Source organism: Rhodoferax sp. (assembly GCF_028715765.1).
Lineage (GTDB): Bacteria > Pseudomonadota > Gammaproteobacteria > Burkholderiales > Burkholderiaceae_C > Rhodoferax.
The window spans coordinates 1-17,782 of the sequence record NZ_JAQURE010000055.1 but is presented as its reverse complement, the minus strand read 5'-3'; the positions used below and the strand labels follow the sequence as shown (position 1 = coordinate 17,782).

Below are 17,782 nucleotides of genomic sequence, written 5' to 3'. Positions count from 1 at the left end.
GCTGAACATATGCTCGCCCTCAGAGTCTGCAGGGCCAACAATGAATGGCGCAGCTACTGGTCAACTCATTACCGCTATGCGGCTTGACTCGGATTCACATCACTTTACATCGCACCCCGGTAAACCCGCCACCCGCAAGCCTTTAAAATCAAGGCTTACCCTCAAGTTTGACCTGCCACCCCTTCACGCTGGCAGCGCACTCTTGCCAAGGATGCACCACAAACGGTGCGCCGCCCGCTCTTGAATCGAGACCCCTGTGACCTACGCCTTTGAAACCCGCCGCCGCCGCACCTTTGCCATCATTTCCCACCCGGATGCCGGTAAAACCACGTTGACCGAAAAGCTGCTGCTGTTCTCGGGCGCGATCCAGATTGCGGGTGCCGTCAAGGGCCGCAAGGCCAGCCGCCATGCCACCAGTGACTGGATGGAAATCGAGAAGCAGCGCGGCATTTCAGTGGCCAGCTCAGTCATGCAAATGAGCTACCGCGACCACGTCATCAACCTGCTTGACACCCCCGGCCACAAAGACTTTTCTGAAGACACCTACCGCGTGCTGACCGCCGTGGACTCGGCGCTGATGGTGATTGACGCGGCCAACGGGGTTGAGTCGCAAACGCGCCGCCTGATCGAGGTCTGCCGCCAACGCGACACCCCCATCATCACCTTCGTCAACAAGATGGACCGCGAGGTACGCGACCCTCTGGACATTCTGGACGAGGTCGAGCGTGAGCTGGGTATGCCCTGCGTGCCTATGACTTGGCCGGTGGGCCAGGGCAAAACCTTTGGCGGCATCATCAACCTGCGCACCCAGGCCATGACGGTGTTTGAGTCGGGCAGCGAGCGCCGCCCGCAAGACTTCGAGACCGTGCCGCTGGCGCACCCTGAGGCCTTGGCTGCGCGCTTTGGCCACGACTGGGTCACGGCGCTGGAGAGCATGGAACTGGCTACCGGCGCTTCCCCCACGTTTGACCGTGAAGCCTTCCTGGCTGGCAAACAAACCCCGGTGTTCTTCGGCTCGGGCGTGAACAACTTTGGCGTGATGGAGGTGCTGGACGCGTTGGTTGACTTGGCCCCGTCGCCAGGTGCGCGCACCAGCAGCTTTGTGGTCAACAAACAGCCCGTCATCAAACAAGTGCAACCTGAAGACGATGCCTTCAGCGGCGTGGTGTTCAAGGTGCAGGCCAACATGGATGCAAACCACCGCGACCGCATTGCCTTTGTGCGCATCGCCAGCGGCAAGTACCTGCCTGGCATGAAGCTCAAGGTGATGCGCACCGCCAAAGAACTGCGTCCGACCAGCGTGGTGACATTCATGAGCCAGCGCCGCGAGGCGGTGGAAGAGGCCTATGCTGGTGACATCGTCGGCTTTACCACCCACGGCGGCGTGCAGCTGGGCGACACCATCACCGACGGCTCGGTCAACCTGCTGTTTACCGGCCTGCCGTTTTTTGCCCCGGAAATGTTCAGCACCGTGATTTTGCGCAACCCGCTGCGCACCAAGCAGCTCCAGCAAGGTCTGGCGCAGTTGGGTGAAGAGGGGGCCATTCAGGTGTTTCGCCCCGAGATGGGCGGCAACATGCTGCTGGGGGCTGTCGGCCAGTTGCAGTTTGAGGTGGTGCAGCACCGCCTCAAGGGTGAATACGATGCCGACATTCGCTTGGAAGCCAGCCAATACACCGGCGCGCGCTGGATCACCGCCGACACGCCGAAAGAACTGCAGGAATTCGTTAATGCCTACCCGCAGCGCATGGCTCGCGACGCGGCCGACACCCTGGCCTACCTGTGCACCAGCCCGTATGACGTGCGGCTGGCGCAGGAGCGCTTCCCCAAGATTCACTTTCACCCGCTGCGCGAGCATGCGGGGCTGGCACTGCAATCGGCGGGTTGATCCATGCAACCGCTGGCCGACTGGTCGCTGCAAGATCGCCGCCAGATCAGCGGCATCTTCACCGACACTGACGACACGTTAACCACCGATGGGGTCATCACCCCTGACGCATTACAAGCGCTGAGCGATTTAAAAGCGGCCGGGCTGCAGGTGATTCCCGTCACCGGGCGACCGGTGGGCTGGTGTGTGCGCTTTGCCCTTGGTGACCCGGCGCTTGGCATCGCGCCATGGCTCGTGGATGCGCAGCTGGCAGAAAACGGGGCCTTGGCTTTTGCCCCTGAAATTTTGGATAAAAATGGCCTGCAGCCCTTATTCAAAAAGCGCAAGAAGCTATCAAAAATATACCATCAACCCGAAGCCACACGGGCCAGCAACAGCGCCCGAATGTGCCAGATGGCGCAACGGGTGCGGCATGAGATGCCCCAGGTGGAGCAGGCCATTTTGCAAGCGCAAGCCCGATGAATCGCTCTACCACGGGCTCCAAAATCGGGCTGCTGAGCGTGTTTGGTTCCACGCTGTTCCAGCTCTCGGGCATCTTCATGCTGTCGCCGCTGATGCTCTTGATGCTGAAAAAAGCCGAGGTCTCGACCACCCTGGCCGGGCTGTTTGCCGCCACCACCTGGCTGGGCGTGTTGATCGTGACCCCGTTTGCATCCAAGGTAACGCAGAAGCTGGGGCGCCGCCAAACCATGTGGCTGGCTTCAGGCATGCCGCTGGTGGCCGCCCTGGGGTTCTTTACCACCAGCACACTGTGGCTGTGGTTTGCGCTGGAGCTGCTGGCGGGTATCGCCGGCGGCTTGCGCTGGGTGCTGGCCGAGGCGTTTATTGCCGAATTTGCCCCGCCCCGCCAGATTGGCCGCTACATCGGCATCTACGCCACCATGGTCGGCATGACCTTTGTGATTGGCCCCACGCTGCTGGCCTGGGCTGACACCGACAGCACTACCGCGCTGTGGCTGGTGATGGCCCTGCTGTTTCTTGGCCTGGCCTGGACGGCGCTGATCCCGGTGCTGCCGCCCGATCATGACCAGCACACTGCCCGCATCGGGCTGCTGGGCTTGTGGCATGCGGTGCTGACGCACCCGGTGATCATGCTGGCGGGCTTTGTGGGCGGCTTTTTTGAGCTGGGGCTGGCCTCCATCCTGCCGCTGTATGGGCTGACTTTGGGCATGGGTGATAGTGCCGCCGCGCTGCTGGTGTCGGTGAGTGGCCTGGGTGGCACGCTGTTGGCCATTCCCTCGGGCATGCTGGCGGACCGGTTTGCCTCAGCCGCACAAGGGCGCAGGCTGATGATGCGGGTGTTCACCGGGCTGATTCTGCTGGTCACCCTGGCCAGCCCATTGGCCGTGAGCCACACCGCGCTGGTGTGGCCGCTTGCCTTTGTCTGGGGGGCCGCCGGGGGTGCGCTCTACACCTTGTCCATGACCGACATTGGGGCCAGCAACAAGGGTCTGGCGCTGATCAACAGCACCGCCGTGCTGGTGCTGACCTACACGCTGGGGGGCTTGAGCGCCTCTGCGGCTTGCGGCGCGTTGATCGACGTATCGGTAGGGCTGGGGTTTCCGGCGCTGATGTTCAGCGTGGCGACTATCGGGCTGCTGGCTTTATTCAAAGCCAAAATGACCTCTAGCCCTTGTTAAACATGCGCAAGCAGCTATTTAATTGAGAGCGTTTCAACCTCAAACTCCACAATGTTTCGGCTGACTTTGCTGAATGCCACGCCAATCAGGTGAATTGGTTCACCCCTGGCGCGGTACTTGTCGGCGTAGGCCATGTCTTTGAGTTGCTGCAGAGCCTGGCCGGTTGGCGTTAACTCAACCACCTTGAACTCAAACAGGTAGACCTGCCCATTGAACAACACCGCCATGTCAATGCGGCCATGGCTGGTGCTGTCTTCCAGCCGAATGTCCAGACCCAGCGCGGCGAAGTAGCTGTAAAAAATGCTGGCGTAGTAGCCCTCAAAATTGGCCAGTTCGTTTTTACGGTACCAGTCGTGCGGAATGCTGGCGTAGAAGGCGTGGAACAGGGTTTTGAGTCCTGCAATGTCACCCGCCAGCAGCAGCTTATAAAGACGACTGATCTGCGGCCCTGGGATGGACAAGCCACCGCTGAGGCTTTGCAACAAGCTGTCGTTCAGGCTGGCTTGCACTTCCAGGTTAGGGTACTTGAGCTTGAGTTCCATCCGCCCCGGTATGCGCCAGACGCTGTCCACGGTGAGGTAGCCGGCCTGAAACATCAGCGCCTCCGGCGGAATGTTGTCCACGTCGAAGGTGGACAGCAAGGCCTCTTGCGCCACGATGCGGCTCAGGTCGGGAGTGAACTGCTGGTGCTGGGCCAGCAGTTTGATCAAAAACGTGGGCGTGCCGGTCTCAAACCAGTAGGGGCGGAACTCGCGGCTGCGAAACAGCAGCAGCAGGTCAAACGGGTTGTACACCGGTGTACCCAGCCAGTTGTAGCCGTTGTACCAGCGGCGGATTTCCTCGCGATCCAACCCACCCAATTCAGGGGAAAACACTGTGTCCACATCGTTATCGGTGTAACCGCACAGGGCGCTGTACTGCGCGTCGAGCGTGATATCGGTCAAGTTGTTCAGGCCAGAGAACAGGCTGACTTTGCTGAACTTGGAGACCCCGGTTAGAAAGACAAATTTGAGGTGTTCGTCCGCACCTTTGAGCACCGAGTAGAAATTTTTAAGGCCCTCGCGCATGTCCAGCGCTACCGGGCTGTTCGTAATATTGTCCAGAATCGGCTTGTCGTACTCGTCGATCAGCACCACGGCACGTTGGCCGGTTTTTTGGTGAGCTTGGCGGATCAAGTCGCCAAAATTGCCAGCGGTATCTGACTCGGGCAGACCCCGCGGCAGCACCAAGCCCAGGGTCACACGGTTCTGGCGCAGGATGTCGGTGATGCGCTGATCCAGCTCGGCACGGTCTCTCAGCACGCCGTCAGAGAAGCTGACCCGGATGACGGGATATTTTTTACGCCAGTCCCAGCGCGGCTCAGCCAACAGACCTTTGAACAGCGCTTGCTGGCCTTCAAACAATGCCCGCAAGGTGTCAAGCAGTAGGCTTTTGCCAAAGCGGCGTGGGCGGCTTAAAAAGTAATACTTGCCCGTTTCGGCCAGGTCGACCGCATAGCCGGATTTGTCCACATAGTAGTAGCCCTCCTCAATGATCTCGCGAAAGGTCTGAATACCAATGGGCAGCTTGCGCCGTATAAGCGCTCTGTCAGAGGGAGATGAGGGGATGGGCAGCATTGAATGATTTTAGGCAGATCACCTGCACCTGGCGCTTTGGCATAGCGAACCCGGGAGAAGACGCGATACTTGGCCTCCTTCACAGGAGAAACTCCGAATGTTTTTTGCCACCGATCTAGACACCGTCACCCACGGCATCCAGCTTGCCGTCGCCCCAGTGTTTTTACTGACCGCCGTGGCCGGCATGATTGGCAGTGTGGCCGGGCGGCTGGCACGCATCATCGACCGCGCCCGGGTGCTTGAAACCCGGGTCGATGCCAGCCCGGACAGCGCCCCCATGACAACCGAGCTGGAAGAACTGCGCCAGTTGCGCAAGCGTGGCCGTCTGGTCAACGCCTGCATTGCCCTGTTGACGTTTTGCGCCATATTGATTGGCCTGACCATCATGGCGCTGTTTTTGGGAGAGACCACCGAACTGCAGATTTTTCGCATTGCCACCGTGCTTTTCCTCTCGGGTGTGACATGCTTTTTGCTGGCGTTGTTGTGCTTCTTGACAGAAACCGTGATTGCCACCCGCGTGCTGAAATTTGGACGCACTCGCAAATCGCTTTGACCCCATCGGCAAAACTACGCAAAGGGTAAACCCTAATCAATCAAAAAAAAGACAAAATCGGTCAGATTTCACATTCCACGCCATCCAACTCAAGCCCACAGACCCATGACGGACTCCACACCTGACGCAAGCCTTGCCGTTTTTGGAAAAACAGCCCTAGGTCAGCAAGAAATTCAATCCAGAGCACTCGGTTTGAACCCCTTGACGCGGCGTGTGTTGATCTTGATTGATGGCAAAAGAAAGTACCAAGAACTTGCCACGCTCACCGGGGTACAAAATTTGGCCGAGCTGCTCAATGAGTTGGTGGCCAAAGGCTGCATTGAAGTCACGGCGACCCTGTCGGCAGCGCCCTCTAAAGCCTCCTCATCAAGCAGCGCATCGCCCCAAAAAGCAGCCACATCGAAAGATGACCTGGCTCAACTGCCACCGGCAGAAACGCGCACCTTCAAGCAGGCGGAGATGGCCAAAAACTTCATGATGAACACCGTGAACACGGTTTTTCAACAAAACACGCGTTTGACCTTGCTTGAAGCCATTTTTGGCTGCAAAACGCCGCAAGAGGTGCGCCGGGTTTACCCCAGGTGGGTGGAGACCATGGAGGGCAGCGTGATTGGTGCCAAGCGCCTGCCCGAGTTTCGCGAAAAGCTGTTTCAAGTGCTGTAGCATCAGGGCAAACCCGAAGCAAGTCAGGCACTTGCTTCCACCCCCTTTGACCCTGCCAGCCTTGCCACCATGCCGCGCGAACAAAAACCCACTGACTCTCTTGCCTCCGTTTTAGTCCACCACCGCATCTGGGGGCTGCTCAATGCCAGCGCGCGGCAAGCGCTTGAGCCGTTGTTTGAGTGCGCCCACGCACAAGCGGCAGACATTGTCTTGGCACAGGGTCAATTGCCCACGCGCATGGGCTTGATTTTGAGTGGTGAAGTCAGCCTGCTAGACCCCGACCTGGGTCTGAAAGTGCGCTTGCACCCCGGTGAGATGTTTGGCTTGGGTGCCACACCGCTGCGCCAACTCACCACCTGGCAAGCCAAGGCAAACAGCGCCTGTGAAATTGCCTGGTTGCCACCTGAAACTTTGGCCACGCTGTGCCAGCAGCACCACGAATTGGCTTATTTTTTCCCGTCCCTGCCGACCGCCTCAACGGCCAGCCCAGTGGGCAACGCTGGCGACGAGTCACTCAATCTGCTCAGCACCCCAATTCGCACCCTGATCAAGCGCCCACCCATCACCCTGGCACCCCACACCTCGATTCAAGATGTGGCAGTGTTGATGCGTGACCTGCGTGTGTCTTCGGTGCTGCTGGTCGAGCAAGACCATTTGTTTGGCCTGGTCACCGACCGGGACCTGCGCAACCGAGTGGTGGCTCTCGGCATGGACATTTCACGACCCGTGTCTGACATTGCCACACTGGCACCCATGACTGTGAGCGCCAACAGCCCGGCCTTCGAAGCCCTGCTGCTGATGGCGCGCCACAACATCCACCACATGCCGGTGATGGATGGCCAGCACATTTTGGGCATGATCACCACCACCGATCTGACCGAGCAGCACAGCACCTCAGCGGTCTACCTGGCCAGTGACATTTACAAGCAAACCACGCTTGACGGGCTCAAACAAATCAGCGGCCGCATCAAACAACTGCAGCAGCACCTGGCCGCAGCCGATGCCAGCGCCTACAGCACCGGCCACATCATCACCTCCATCACCGATGCCATCACCATCCGGTTGATTCAACTGGCTGAGGCCACGCTGGGCCCGGCTCCAGTGGACTACGTCTGGGTGGCAGCGGGCAGCCAGGCACGCAATGAGCAAACCGCCAAGTCAGACCAAGACAACTGTCTGGTGCTGGACGACGCGTTTGAGGAAGCCCGACATGGTGACTATTTCAAGGCATTCACACAATTTGTCTGCGATGGCTTGGCCGAGTGCGGCTACATCCACTGCCCTGGCGAAATGATGGCCATGACCGACCAATGGCGCCAACCCCGCCGGGTCTGGGCCGACTACTTTCACAAATGGGTTGACAGCCCCAAGCCCAAGTCGCTGATGCTGACCTGCGTGTTTTTTGATCTGCGCGCCATTCACGGCAAGGCCGAGCTGCTAGAAAGCCTGCGCCAGCAAGTGGTGCAGCACACCAAGGGCAACAGCCTGTTTTTGGCACACATGGTCAGCAACGCACTGAAACACCGCCCACCCTTGGGCATGTTTGGCCAGATCACCCTGATCAAAGGCGGCGACAACCCCCACACCATCGACCTGAAACACACCGGCATCGTGCCGATTGTGGATTTGGCACGGGTCTATGCGCTGGCCGCTGGGGTGACGGTGGCCAACACCCACGACCGGCTGGAGGTGTCGTCGCAAGCGGGTGAAGTCAGCGCCCAAGCAGCGCGCGACCTGCGTGACGCGCTGGAATTTTTGGGCAAGTTGCGCATTGCACACCAGTCCAGGCAAACGGCTCAACACAAAGCGCCAGACAACTTTTTGGCACTGGAAGAGCTGTCCAACTTTGAGCGCAGCCACCTCAAAGAAGCCTTCAGCGTGGTGCAAACCCTGCAAGGGGTGTTGCAACAACGCTACTCGGGCGGCCGGTTTTGAGCGTTACCGGTTCTTTTTGGCTTTGATGACGGTCCAGGCCAAGCGGCCTGCGGCAAACAAGTTGACGCCAATCACGGCCATGGCGGGCCAAAACGGCAGCGCATAGCCCGACGTGGCGGAGTACACCAGCAAGCCGCCCAAAGCCACACCAGCCACCAGCAGCGTGATGCCGTCGCCACGAATAGCACCGCGTTGCGATTGTTTTGAAGTCATGGGGGCGCGCATCATGATCAGTGCGTCAGCTGGAACTCAACCACATAAAACAGCGCACCAGCAAAGTAGCCAATCAGCGCCAGCCAGCTGATCTTTTTCACATACCAAATAAAGTCAATTTTCTCCAAGCCCATGGCGGCCACACCGGCGGCCGAGCCGATGATCAAAATGGAGCCGCCAGTGCCCGCGCAATACGCCATGTACTCCCACAAAAAACTATCAGCAGGGTACTGCGTCAGGCTGTACATGCCCATGGAGGCGGCCACCAGCGGCACGTTATCAACCACAGCACTGACCAGCCCAATGAGCGTCACGATCACGTCCTGCCTCCCCACTGTCTGATCAAGCCACTGCGCCACCGATGTCAAAATGTGACTGTGCTCCAGCGAGGCCACAGCCAACAAAATACCAATGAAAAAGACGATGGAACCCATGTCAATTTTGGTCAGCGCATGCACCAGCGTGAAATGTTCTTTTTCGTCGTCTTCCTTGTTTTTGTGAACCAAATCACCCACCAGCCACAACAGCCCCAGGCCAAACAAAATGCCCATGAAAGGGGGTAAGTGGGTCACGGTTTTAAACACTGGCACGGCCACCAAAATACCCAAACCCAAAAAGAACATCAGGTTTTTTTCAAATTGTGTCGCCTGCAATTGATCATCGTCCACAGACACCACACCTTCTACCGCACGACCGCGCAGCAGGTAGCTGGTCACTGCCAGCGGCACCAGCAAGTTCACCAGCGATGGCAAAAACACCCCTTTGATGATGGCCGTGGTGGTGATTTGCCCACCAATCCACAGCATGGTGGTGGTGACATCGCCAATGGGCGACCAAGCACCACCGGCATTGGCCGCAATGATGATGATGCCGGCAAAAAACAGACGGTCGTCGCGCTTGTCGAGCAGCTTTTTCATCAACGAAACCATCACGATGGTGGTGGTCAGATTGTCCAAAATAGAACTCAAGAAAAAGGTCACAAACCCCACCAACCACATCAGGGTGGAGAGTTTTTGGGTTTTGATGCGGGTGGTGATGACGTCAAAGCCATTGTGTGCATCCACCACTTCCACAATGGTCATGGCACCCAGCAAGAAAAACACAATTTGCGCAGTGCCCATCAGCGACTCACCCAACTGCTCACTGACCAAATGGTGGTCACCTGTGGAAATGGCATACACCGTCCACAGCAGCCCCGCACCAATCAAGGCAGAGGCCGATTTATTGACCTTGAGCGGATGCTCCAGGGCAATGGCAGCGTACGCCAGCACAAAAATAATCACCAAGGCGGTCAACATGTCATCAGTCTCCTTACAGTATTCGTTGGCAAAAAATCAGCGGTGCATTGTCTCAATATTTGAGCCGCGCATAAAAAGTCTTCTGCGCCGCTTCGCGAGCTTGGCGCAAGGTGGTAATGCCCATGGCTTGCAACAGCGGCAGCAGGCGCAGCCACACCTCAGCCGTCACAAAAGCATCGCCCAGCGCGGTGTGGCGCCCCAGCACAGTGATGTTGAAGCGCTCGGCAATGGCTTCGAGCCGGTGCGACTCTTGCGCCGGGTGCACCACGGCGGAGAGCAGCAAAGTGTCCAACACCGGGTGGCTGAACACCAGGCCGGTATTTTTTTCTTGCAGCTGCAAAAATTTCATGTCAAAGGCCGCGTTGTGCGCCACCAGCACAGTATCTTGGGCAAACGTGTAAAACGCCGGTAATACCTCGGTGATGGCGGGTTTGCCGCGCACCATGTCTTGCGTGATGCCGTGGATGGGCACGGTGGCTGCCGGAATCAAGCGCCCAGGGTTAACCAGCTGCTCAAAGCTTTCCTGCCGCAGCAGCTTGCCATTGACAATGCGCGCCGCCCCAATTTGGATGATCTCATCCCCTTCAGACGGGTTCAGACCCGTGGTTTCGGTGTCAAACACCGTGAACGACAACTCGCTGAGCAAGCGGTCATCCATGGCACTGGTCTGGTCGGTGGTTTGAAACAGGTCAAAGTCGTAATACTCGGGACGCGAGTCGTTTTGCAGAATCTGGGTGGCTTCCAGTTGCTCTTGCACGCTGGCCATGGGCAGCAAAAACCTGAAAAATGCCTCGTGGCGAATGCGCTCGCGCTCAAACCACATCTCGCCGCCATGGCGCTCCACCACATCGCGCACGGTCAGCGGCGTGCTCTCATTGCCAAAGCGCATGCTGTCCATTTCCCAACTCATCACGGTCTCGGTGCTCATGGCCTGGCCCGTCCAGATCAAGTCCAACTGAGCCCGGTTGCCGTTGGCTTGCAAGCGCAACCTGAAAAACTTGATGTCAAACTCATCCACCAAGCGCAGTGCCAAATAGTCCAGCGCCTGCGTCAGGCTAAAGCTGTCCACCTTCAGCCAGATCGAAGGATCCAGGTTTTCCAGCGTCACGCTGCGCTTGCTACGCGCCTCAATGCGCCGCTGGGTGGCCAACAGCACGTCAGCGCCCAGCATGTCTTCGAGCGGCCAGCGGGCTTTGAGGCCTTGGGTGGCTTGCTGCGTCATGCTGGTGATGCGCGCACTCATGCTGTGCACCTCTTCGCGCACCACGTTCAAAAAACGCTCGCGCATGTCGGTTTCCAGGTCAGGGTAGGCCAGCATCTCGACTGCTGCCTGGATGTTGGCCAGCGAGGAACGGCTGCCCTCGGTCAGCCCATGCAGCAGTTGGTCGCGCACATGCTCTTCTTCAAACGCGCGGGTCACGTTGTCAAGCATCAGCACAAAGCCGCTGATCTCAGCCGCCGCACCACTGGCATCCACATTGCGCACCGGTGCCATTTGCACTTTGAGTAACTGGCCAGCTTGCGTGGTGGTGACAAACTGCGCCGATGGGCTGCCCGCGCCGCGCTGCAAGCGCTGTTGAATGCTCTCCAACGCATGCGCCACCAGCTGGCGCTCAAACACCGCGTAGATCGACCGGCCAATACCTACCAGCTCAGCACCGCCCGCCAGCGTGGGGGCAGCCGAGAGCGTTTTGAACTGCAGCCGGGCACGGCTGTTGTACAAAATGATGCGGCCATCCAGGTTGCACACCACCACGCTTTGCGTGAGCTCGGCCATCAGGGCGGCCAGTCGGTTTTTTTCAGCCTGCACGCTTTGACTGGCTTGGGCAATTTGCGCTGCCACGTCTTCACGTAAGCTGTCGCGCTGCGAAGCCAGTTGAAATATGGCTTCGGCGAGCGCCTTGGTCTCTTTGGTGCCCTGGTGATCCATGGGTGCTGCTTTGGGGGCTGCCAGCAGCACCTGGGTTTGCTCCAGCAACCGCGCTGGCGCCGTGGCGTAGCGGCGAAACAGCCAACGCAAGGTGGCCGCAATGCTGACCAGGCCAAACGCCCAGGTCAAGCCAATCAGCACCATGCGAGGGGCCAGTTGCTCGGTCACCAAGCTGCGCTGCTCGGGTGCCAGGGTTGACACAATCAGCCCCATGGTGACCAGCAGCCAAGCCAGCGTGGCCAGCCCAATGACAATGATCGCCAGCACCAGACGGCGGTCGAGCTTGAGCGGATTCATGCGGTGCGCTCCAGCAACTCGGCCACTTTTTGCACCAGTTCGCGGGTCGAAAAAGGCTTGGTCATGTAGGCATCTGCCCCCAGTGCCGTGCCTTTGGCTACGTCGGTGTCGCGGCCTTTGGCGGTCAGCATCAAGATTTTGATGGCTTGCAGCGCCTCATCAGCGCGCACCTCTTGGCAGACTTCAAAACCGGTTTTTTTAGGCATCATCACATCCAGCAGCACCAGGTCAGGCTGCTCGCGGCGAATCACGGCCAGGGCTTCTTCACCATCGCGCGCCACCAGCACCGTATAGCCTTCGCGCTTGAGCAAATACTCCAGCGAAATCACGATGTTGGGCTCGTCATCAGCCACCAGAATTTTGGTTTGACTCATTTTTATGTCTCCTCAGTTATGGGTTTCAAGGGCAGGGCAAAGCAAAAGGCCGCGCCCTGCCCCGGCACAGATGCCAACCACAAGCGCCCGCCAAAGTGCTCCACAATGTGGCGGCTGATGGGCAAGCCCAGCCCGGTGCCTTGGGGCCGGTTGGCTGCGTCGCCGCCTTGGCGGAACTTCTCAAAAATCAGCGCGTGTTGCTCTGGCGTGACACCTGGGCCGTTGTCTTGCACCCGCACCGTCACCTCTTCATGGTCGCTGCTCAGGCTTACAGCAACCCGACCACCCGGCACCGGCACAAATTTGGCGGCGTTGGAGAGCAAATTCAGCATCACTTGGGTCAGCCGGTCGGGGTCAGCCATCAGACTCACAGGGGTGTCGGGCAGTGCCAGCGCCACCTGACACTGTTTTTCTCGGAAGAGTTCACCCGTGGTCACCACCGCCTGCTGCACCAAAGCGCTCAAATTGACTTGCTCGGTGTGCCACTCGGCGTGGCCTGATTCAATTTTGGCCATGTCCAGCACCTGGTTCACCAGACGCGACAAACGCTCGGTCTCGCTGACGATGATGTCAATGAACTGCTTGCGCTGCGCCAGGTCGATCTTGGGGTCGTCGCGCATCAACTCTGCCAGGGCACGAATGCTGGTCAAAGGGGTGCGCAGCTCGTGGGTCACGGACGACATGAAGTCGTCCTTGAGCCGATCCAAGCTTTTGAGCTGGTCGTTGGCGGCGCGCAACTCGGCAGTGGCTCGCTCCAGCGAGTTGGACTTTTCTTCCAGCTCCATCGAGTGGGCGCGCAATTGCGAGGTTTCGTCCAGGATGCGCAACACATCGTCGGGCGTGAGGGTTTCTTCTTCAACACTGCTGGCCACCAGCACCCGCGCCGAGGCACTGCCCACCGCACCCGCCAGCTGGGTCTCGACAAACTGTACCAACCGTGCATCGGGGGTGATGTCCTTCAGGTGCCCCAGCCGCATCTTTTTGGCATAGGTCAAAAACAGCGCTTGCGCCCTATCCACGCCCATGAAGCGCTCGCATAAACATAGCAAATCAGGCACTGTGGCACGGCCGCGCCAAAACACCGGCCGGGCGCTGGTGGTGCGCTCGAACACATCCACAAACAGCAGCGCCTGGCTGGCCTCTTGGCCGCTGGGCGCACGCCACAAAGACAAGCCAACATAGGCGCCCAGGTTCACCAGCAAGCTCCAAAACAGCGAGTGCGTCAAGTTATCCAGCCCATGCAAGCCCAGCAATTGCTCGGGGCGCAGCCAGGCCATGCCCCACAGACCTTGCAACAAAAAGGCATCGTCAAGCCAGCCCGACTTGGCCAACGAGGGCAGCATCAACGTGTAGCCCCACATTGCAAAACCCGCCAGCAAACCAGTGAACGCGCCCAAGCGGGTGGCACCTTTCCAGTACAACCCACCCAGCACGGCTGGGGCAAACTGCGCCACCGCGGCAAAACTGATCAGCCCAATGCTGACCAGCGCATAGGCCTCGCCGGCCAAATGAAAATACACATAGCCCAGCACCAGCACGCCCAATATGGCGGCACGGCGAATGGCCAGCAGCACCCGCGTGAGGTCGTGCCCGGCCTCAGACTTGAAGTGTGCGGTGCGCAGCAGCAGCGGCATCACCAACTCGTTACAGACCATGGTCGAAACCGCAATGGTTTCCACAATCACCATGCCGGTGGCGGCCGACAAGCCGCCAATGAATGCAAACAAGGCCAACGCGGGTTGCCCTGCCGCCAGTGGCAGCGACAACACAAAGTTGTCTGCATTCACCGGTGCCCCCTCAAAATACAGCAAGCCGCCCACCGCAATCGGCAACACAAACAAGTTAATCAGCAGCAAATACAGCGGAAACACCCACGCCGCGCGGCGCAAATGGCTTTCCCGCACGTTTTCCACCACCATCACCTGAAACTGGCGTGGCAAAAATATCACCGACAGCATGGACAGCAGCGTCAGGGCAAACCACTGGGTCCAGGCAAAGCTGCCGTTTTGCTCCAACCGCAGCAGTTTGGCCAGCTCGGGCACCGCATTGGCCTTGGCAAACAGGTCGCCCAGCCCGTTGAACAAGCCATACACCACAAACACGCCCACCGCCAAAAAGGCCACCAGCTTGACCACCGACTCAAACGCAATGGCCGCCACCAAACCCTCATGCCGCTCCGCCGAGTCAAGGTGGCGCGCGCCAAACACCATGGTGAAGCCAGCCAATGCCAGTGCCATGTAAAACGTGCTGTCTTGTGCCCAATGCGCCCGCTCTGCCACCACGGTGCCAAGTGGCAGCGTGAGCAGCCCGTAACCGGCTGACACCGCCTTGAGCTGCAGCGCAATGTAGGGCACGATGCCGACCACCGCAATCACCGTGACCAACCCCGCCAACAGCGGGCTTTTGCCATAGCGGCTGCCAATAAAGTCGGCAATCGAGGTGATGCGGTAAGTTTTGGCAATGCGGATGATCTTGCGCAGCACCAGCCAGCCCAGCATCATGGCCAGCGTGGGGCCAAGGTAAATCGGCAAAAACCAAATGCCGCCAGAGGCGGCGCGCCCGACACTGCCAAAGTACGTCCAGGCGGTGCAATACACCGCCAAGGAAAAAGCATACGTCCAGGGGTTGGCAATGATCGAGCGCCCTTGCGCCGCACGCCGGTCGCCCAAACTGGCCACCGCAAACAGCAGCAGCAAATACACAAACGACGCACCAATCACCCACACCGGCGACAGCATGGCCTAGGCGTCCTCATCAGGCGGTGGCTGGCGCTCCATCAACCAGGCCAATAGACCGATCAACAGTGCCCAAAGTGTGAATGACGCTGTGGGAAACAAAGGCAAGCCCCACACCTGCACCGCCACATCCCACAACCCCAGCAACGGAAAGTTAAGCAACAACCAGCCGCAGCCAAACAAGGCCACCAGGCGCTGGGTTGTCAGGCTGTGGCGCATGCGCGTTAAGCCCGGCTTTTGCCCCACTTGGCATGGGCTTGGCGGCTGAGCGCAAAACTGGCAAAAAATTTGCACCAGATGGTGCTACCCGCCACCGCACTCCACACGTCATATTCCCAATACCCCAGCAGTACCGCGCCAATCACGCACACCAGCACCACGCCCGCCACCAGGTTGATGGCCATTTCATAAGGCGCATATTTTTCCGGGTGGGGTGGGCACTCGCCGCGCTTGATGGCCACCTCAGAAAAATCGCGGTTCATCACAATGCGCCAAGCCCGGCGCAGCCAGACAAAGCTGATGGGAAACAACGCCAAAAACAAAATCCAGGTCATTGCGACGCTGATATCAAACACCATGCCAAACTCCAATTCAAATTCAAAGGCTTACGCCAAACTGCGGGCACATAGCCAAACCGTTTGGACTAAGTCTTAACACAAAAGCCCTGCCAGCGTGACACTGTCAGGGCTTTGCTCATGAACCCAACCCGCGTCTGAGGGGTTGGGTGTCAATACAGGGGTTACAAGCGCGGTTTAGTGGGCGCCGTCCACCACTTTGGATCCGCGTGGAATACGCACGGCTTCAACCATGTGCTGAATGTGCTCTGGTGGCTCTGGGGTGACTTTGTCCACCAAGAAGGCCACGGCAAAGTTCACCAGCGCGCCAATGGCACCAAAGGCTTCAGGCGTGATGCCAAAGAAGGGGTTAGGACCACCAATGAGACCGAGGTATTCAGTGCCCTTGATGAAGAACAAACCCTTGTGTGCAAACACGTAGAACAAGGTGATGAACAAGCCAGCCAGCATACCGGCCATGGCGCCTTCTTTGTTCATCTTCTTGGAGAAGATGCCCATCATGATGGCAGGGAACAGCGACGAAGCGGCAATACCAAAGGCCAGCGCCACCGTACCAGCCGCAAAGCCTGGAGGGTTCAAGCCCAAGTAGCCAGCCACCACAATCGCACCGGCCATGGCAATCTTGCCAGCCAGCAGCTCACCCTTTTCAGAGATTTCTGGCACAAAGATACCCTTGATCAAGTCATGCGACACAGCTGAAGAAATAGCCATCAGCAAACCAGCCGCTGTAGACAGCGCAGCAGCCAAGCCACCGGCAGCCACCAAGCCAATCACCCAGTTAGGCAGCAAGGCAATTTCAGGGTTGGCCAGCACAATAATGTCGGCATTCACTGTCAGCTCGTTACCCTTCCAGCCTGCAGCAGCGGCTTTGGCCACAGCTTCAGGGTTCTTGGACTTGTCGTTGTAGTACTGGATGCGACCGTCGCCGTTTTTGTCAGCAAACTTCAGCAAACCGGTTTTTTCCCAACGTTTCATCCAGTCCGGGCGGGTTTCAGCCAAGATGGAAGCTTCTGGGGCATACAAGTCACCACCTTTGACCACCGCAGTGTTCACTGTGGCGTGCAGGTTCAACTTGGCCATGGCTGCCACTGCAGGTGCGGTGGTGTACAAAATAGCAATGAACACCAGAGCCCAACCCGCGCTGGACCGTGCGTCTTTCACGGTAGGCACTGTGAAGAATCGCATGATCACGTGGGGCAAGCCAGCAGTACCAATCATCAACGACATGGTGTACACAAACATGTTGAGTGTGCTACCCGCCGTGGTGGTGGTGTATTTGCCAAAGCCCAGGTCAGTCACCACAGAGTCAAGCTTGGCCAACAAAGACATGTCGGTGCCCGTCATGGTGCCGCCCAAGCCGATTTGAGGCAAGAAGTTGCCGGTGAGGTGCAGCGAGATGAAGATGGCTGGCACGGTGTAGGCCAGAATCAGCACCACGTATTGCGCCACTTGGGTGTAGGTAATGCCTTTCATGCCGCCAAACACAGCATACAAAAACACAATGCCCATACCGACGTAAATACCTGTTTCAGAAGTCACGCCCAAGAAACGCGAGAACGCCACGCCCACACCGGTCATTTGACCAATGATGTAGGTCAGCGATGCGGTCAGCAAGCAGGCCACCGCAATCACGGCTGCACCTTTGGAGTAGAAGCGGTCACCAATGAACTGCGGCACGGTAAATTTACCGAACTTGCGCAGGTACGGTGCCAGCAACATGGCCAGCAGCACGTAGCCGCCAGTCCAACCCATCAGGAACAAGCCGCCACCGTAACCCATGTTGGCGATCAAGCCAGCCATGGAGATGAATGACGCGGCAGACATCCAGTCAGCACCGGTAGCCATGCCGTTGAGCACAGGGTGCACGGCGCCACCGGCAGAGTAAAACTCACTGGTAGACCCGGCACGTGCCCAAATGGCAATACCGATGTAGAGCGCAAAGCTCAAGCCCACCATAAGGTAGATTGTGGTTTGAAGATCCATGTTTTAGTCCTCAGTCTTCATGAACATCAAACTTGATGTCCAGGTTGTTCATGCGCCAGGCGTAGTAAAAAATCTGCGCCAC

The 17,782-nt window shown here is 58.4% G+C and carries 15 protein-coding genes; 6 read left to right on the top strand and 9 right to left on the bottom strand.

Annotated elements, in window-relative coordinates; genetic code table 11:
• Window positions 1–256: 256 nt before the first annotated feature.
• Genes PHT20_RS14590 through PHT20_RS14580 form a run of 3 tightly spaced genes read left to right on the top strand, consistent with a single transcriptional unit; the run spans window position 257 to window position 3,528 of the window.
• Entirely contained in the window at window positions 257–1,888 is a 1,632-nt protein-coding gene (locus tag PHT20_RS14590) for a peptide chain release factor 3 (RefSeq protein WP_301021089.1), read from the top strand.
• Between the two features lie 3 nt (window positions 1,889–1,891).
• Complete coding sequence (locus PHT20_RS14585) at window positions 1,892–2,350, top strand: HAD hydrolase family protein (RefSeq protein ID WP_301021088.1); 459 nt, start codon at window positions 1,892–1,894, stop codon at window positions 2,348–2,350.
• On the top strand, window positions 2,347–3,528 hold the full coding sequence (locus PHT20_RS14580) for an MFS transporter (protein ID WP_301021087.1): 1,182 nt from the start codon (window positions 2,347–2,349) through the stop codon (window positions 3,526–3,528). Before PHT20_RS14585 ends, PHT20_RS14580 begins: the two co-directional genes overlap by 4 nt.
• A 14-nt stretch (window positions 3,529–3,542) precedes the next feature.
• On the opposite strand, the gene PHT20_RS14575 is transcribed toward PHT20_RS14580, so the two are convergent.
• Window positions 3,543–5,144 carry an ATP-binding protein gene (locus PHT20_RS14575; protein WP_301021086.1) on the bottom strand — a complete coding sequence of 534 codons (1,602 nt, stop codon included), beginning with the start codon at window positions 5,142–5,144 and terminating at the stop codon, window positions 3,543–3,545.
• A 97-nt stretch (window positions 5,145–5,241) separates the two neighbouring features.
• Here PHT20_RS14575 and PHT20_RS14570 point away from each other — a divergent pair, with 97 nt between their 5' ends.
• The 3 genes from PHT20_RS14570 to PHT20_RS14560 all read left to right on the top strand — a co-directional run bounded on the left by PHT20_RS14570 (window position 5,242) and on the right by PHT20_RS14560 (window position 8,295).
• Complete coding sequence (locus PHT20_RS14570; protein WP_301021085.1) at window positions 5,242–5,697, top strand: DUF2721 domain-containing protein; 456 nt, start codon at window positions 5,242–5,244, stop codon at window positions 5,695–5,697.
• A gap of 105 nt (window positions 5,698–5,802) precedes the next feature.
• Window positions 5,803–6,360 carry a hypothetical protein gene (locus PHT20_RS14565; protein WP_301021084.1) on the top strand — a complete coding sequence of 186 codons (558 nt, stop codon included), beginning with the start codon at window positions 5,803–5,805 and terminating at the stop codon, window positions 6,358–6,360.
• 69 nt (window positions 6,361–6,429) lie between these two features.
• Window positions 6,430–8,295 (top strand): putative nucleotidyltransferase substrate binding domain-containing protein, encoded by a 1,866-nt coding sequence (locus PHT20_RS14560; protein WP_301021083.1) that lies wholly within the window; start codon window positions 6,430–6,432, stop codon window positions 8,293–8,295.
• A 3-nt stretch (window positions 8,296–8,298) separates the two neighbouring features.
• Here the strand turns inward: PHT20_RS14560 and PHT20_RS14555 are convergent, their stop codons facing one another.
• From PHT20_RS14555 to PHT20_RS14520, 8 genes are all read right to left on the bottom strand, one after another.
• Window positions 8,299–8,508, bottom strand: a complete 210-nt coding sequence (locus PHT20_RS14555; protein ID WP_300084502.1) for a hypothetical protein — start codon at window positions 8,506–8,508, stop codon at window positions 8,299–8,301.
• A 17-nt stretch (window positions 8,509–8,525) separates the two neighbouring features.
• Window positions 8,526–9,806 (bottom strand): sodium:proton antiporter NhaD, encoded by a 1,281-nt coding sequence (gene nhaD / locus PHT20_RS14550; RefSeq protein ID WP_301021082.1) that lies wholly within the window; start codon window positions 9,804–9,806, stop codon window positions 8,526–8,528.
• Between the two features lie 52 nt (window positions 9,807–9,858).
• Window positions 9,859–12,033 (bottom strand): exonuclease domain-containing protein, encoded by a 2,175-nt coding sequence (locus PHT20_RS14545; RefSeq protein WP_301021081.1) that lies wholly within the window; start codon window positions 12,031–12,033, stop codon window positions 9,859–9,861.
• Complete coding sequence (locus PHT20_RS14540) at window positions 12,030–12,407, bottom strand: response regulator (RefSeq protein WP_301021080.1); 378 nt, start codon at window positions 12,405–12,407, stop codon at window positions 12,030–12,032. Before PHT20_RS14540 ends, PHT20_RS14545 begins: the two co-directional genes overlap by 4 nt.
• 2 nt (window positions 12,408–12,409) lie before the next feature.
• Entirely contained in the window at window positions 12,410–15,145 is a 2,736-nt protein-coding gene (locus PHT20_RS14535) for a sensor histidine kinase (RefSeq protein ID WP_301021079.1), read from the bottom strand.
• Between the two features lie 3 nt (window positions 15,146–15,148).
• On the bottom strand, window positions 15,149–15,361 hold the full coding sequence (locus PHT20_RS14530; RefSeq protein ID WP_301021078.1) for a hypothetical protein: 213 nt from the start codon (window positions 15,359–15,361) through the stop codon (window positions 15,149–15,151).
• Between the two features lie 5 nt (window positions 15,362–15,366).
• Window positions 15,367–15,720 carry a hypothetical protein gene (locus PHT20_RS14525; RefSeq protein ID WP_300084496.1) on the bottom strand — a complete coding sequence of 118 codons (354 nt, stop codon included), beginning with the start codon at window positions 15,718–15,720 and terminating at the stop codon, window positions 15,367–15,369.
• A 174-nt stretch (window positions 15,721–15,894) separates the two neighbouring features.
• Window positions 15,895–17,700, bottom strand: a complete 1,806-nt coding sequence (locus PHT20_RS14520) for a sodium:solute symporter family protein (protein WP_301021077.1) — start codon at window positions 17,698–17,700, stop codon at window positions 15,895–15,897.
• Between the last annotated feature and the right edge of the window lie 82 nt (window positions 17,701–17,782).

Excerpts from the sequence above, each read along its gene's own strand:
- PHT20_RS14560 (WP_301021083.1), top strand. The coding sequence starts at position 6,430 with ATGCCGCGCGAACAAAAACCCACTGACTCTCTTGCCTCCGTTTTAGTC.
- PHT20_RS14535 (WP_301021079.1), bottom strand. The coding sequence starts at position 15,145 with ATGCTGTCGCCGGTGTGGGTGATTGGTGCGTCGTTTGTGTATTTGCTG.
- PHT20_RS14555 (WP_300084502.1), bottom strand. The coding sequence starts at position 8,508 with ATGACTTCAAAACAATCGCAACGCGGTGCTATTCGTGGCGACGGCATC.
- PHT20_RS14525 (WP_300084496.1), bottom strand. The coding sequence starts at position 15,720 with ATGGTGTTTGATATCAGCGTCGCAATGACCTGGATTTTGTTTTTGGCG.
- PHT20_RS14520 (WP_301021077.1), bottom strand. The coding sequence starts at position 17,700 with ATGGATCTTCAAACCACAATCTACCTTATGGTGGGCTTGAGCTTTGCG.
- PHT20_RS14570 (WP_301021085.1), top strand. The coding sequence starts at position 5,242 with ATGTTTTTTGCCACCGATCTAGACACCGTCACCCACGGCATCCAGCTT.
- PHT20_RS14580 (WP_301021087.1), top strand. The coding sequence starts at position 2,347 with ATGAATCGCTCTACCACGGGCTCCAAAATCGGGCTGCTGAGCGTGTTT.
- PHT20_RS14545 (WP_301021081.1), bottom strand. The coding sequence starts at position 12,033 with ATGAATCCGCTCAAGCTCGACCGCCGTCTGGTGCTGGCGATCATTGTC.
- PHT20_RS14575 (WP_301021086.1), bottom strand. The coding sequence starts at position 5,144 with ATGCTGCCCATCCCCTCATCTCCCTCTGACAGAGCGCTTATACGGCGC.
- PHT20_RS14565 (WP_301021084.1), top strand. The coding sequence starts at position 5,803 with ATGACGGACTCCACACCTGACGCAAGCCTTGCCGTTTTTGGAAAAACA.
- PHT20_RS14585 (WP_301021088.1), top strand. The coding sequence starts at position 1,892 with ATGCAACCGCTGGCCGACTGGTCGCTGCAAGATCGCCGCCAGATCAGC.
- nhaD (WP_301021082.1), bottom strand. The coding sequence starts at position 9,806 with ATGTTGACCGCCTTGGTGATTATTTTTGTGCTGGCGTACGCTGCCATT.
- PHT20_RS14530 (WP_301021078.1), bottom strand. The coding sequence starts at position 15,361 with ATGCGCCACAGCCTGACAACCCAGCGCCTGGTGGCCTTGTTTGGCTGC.
- PHT20_RS14540 (WP_301021080.1), bottom strand. The coding sequence starts at position 12,407 with ATGAGTCAAACCAAAATTCTGGTGGCTGATGACGAGCCCAACATCGTG.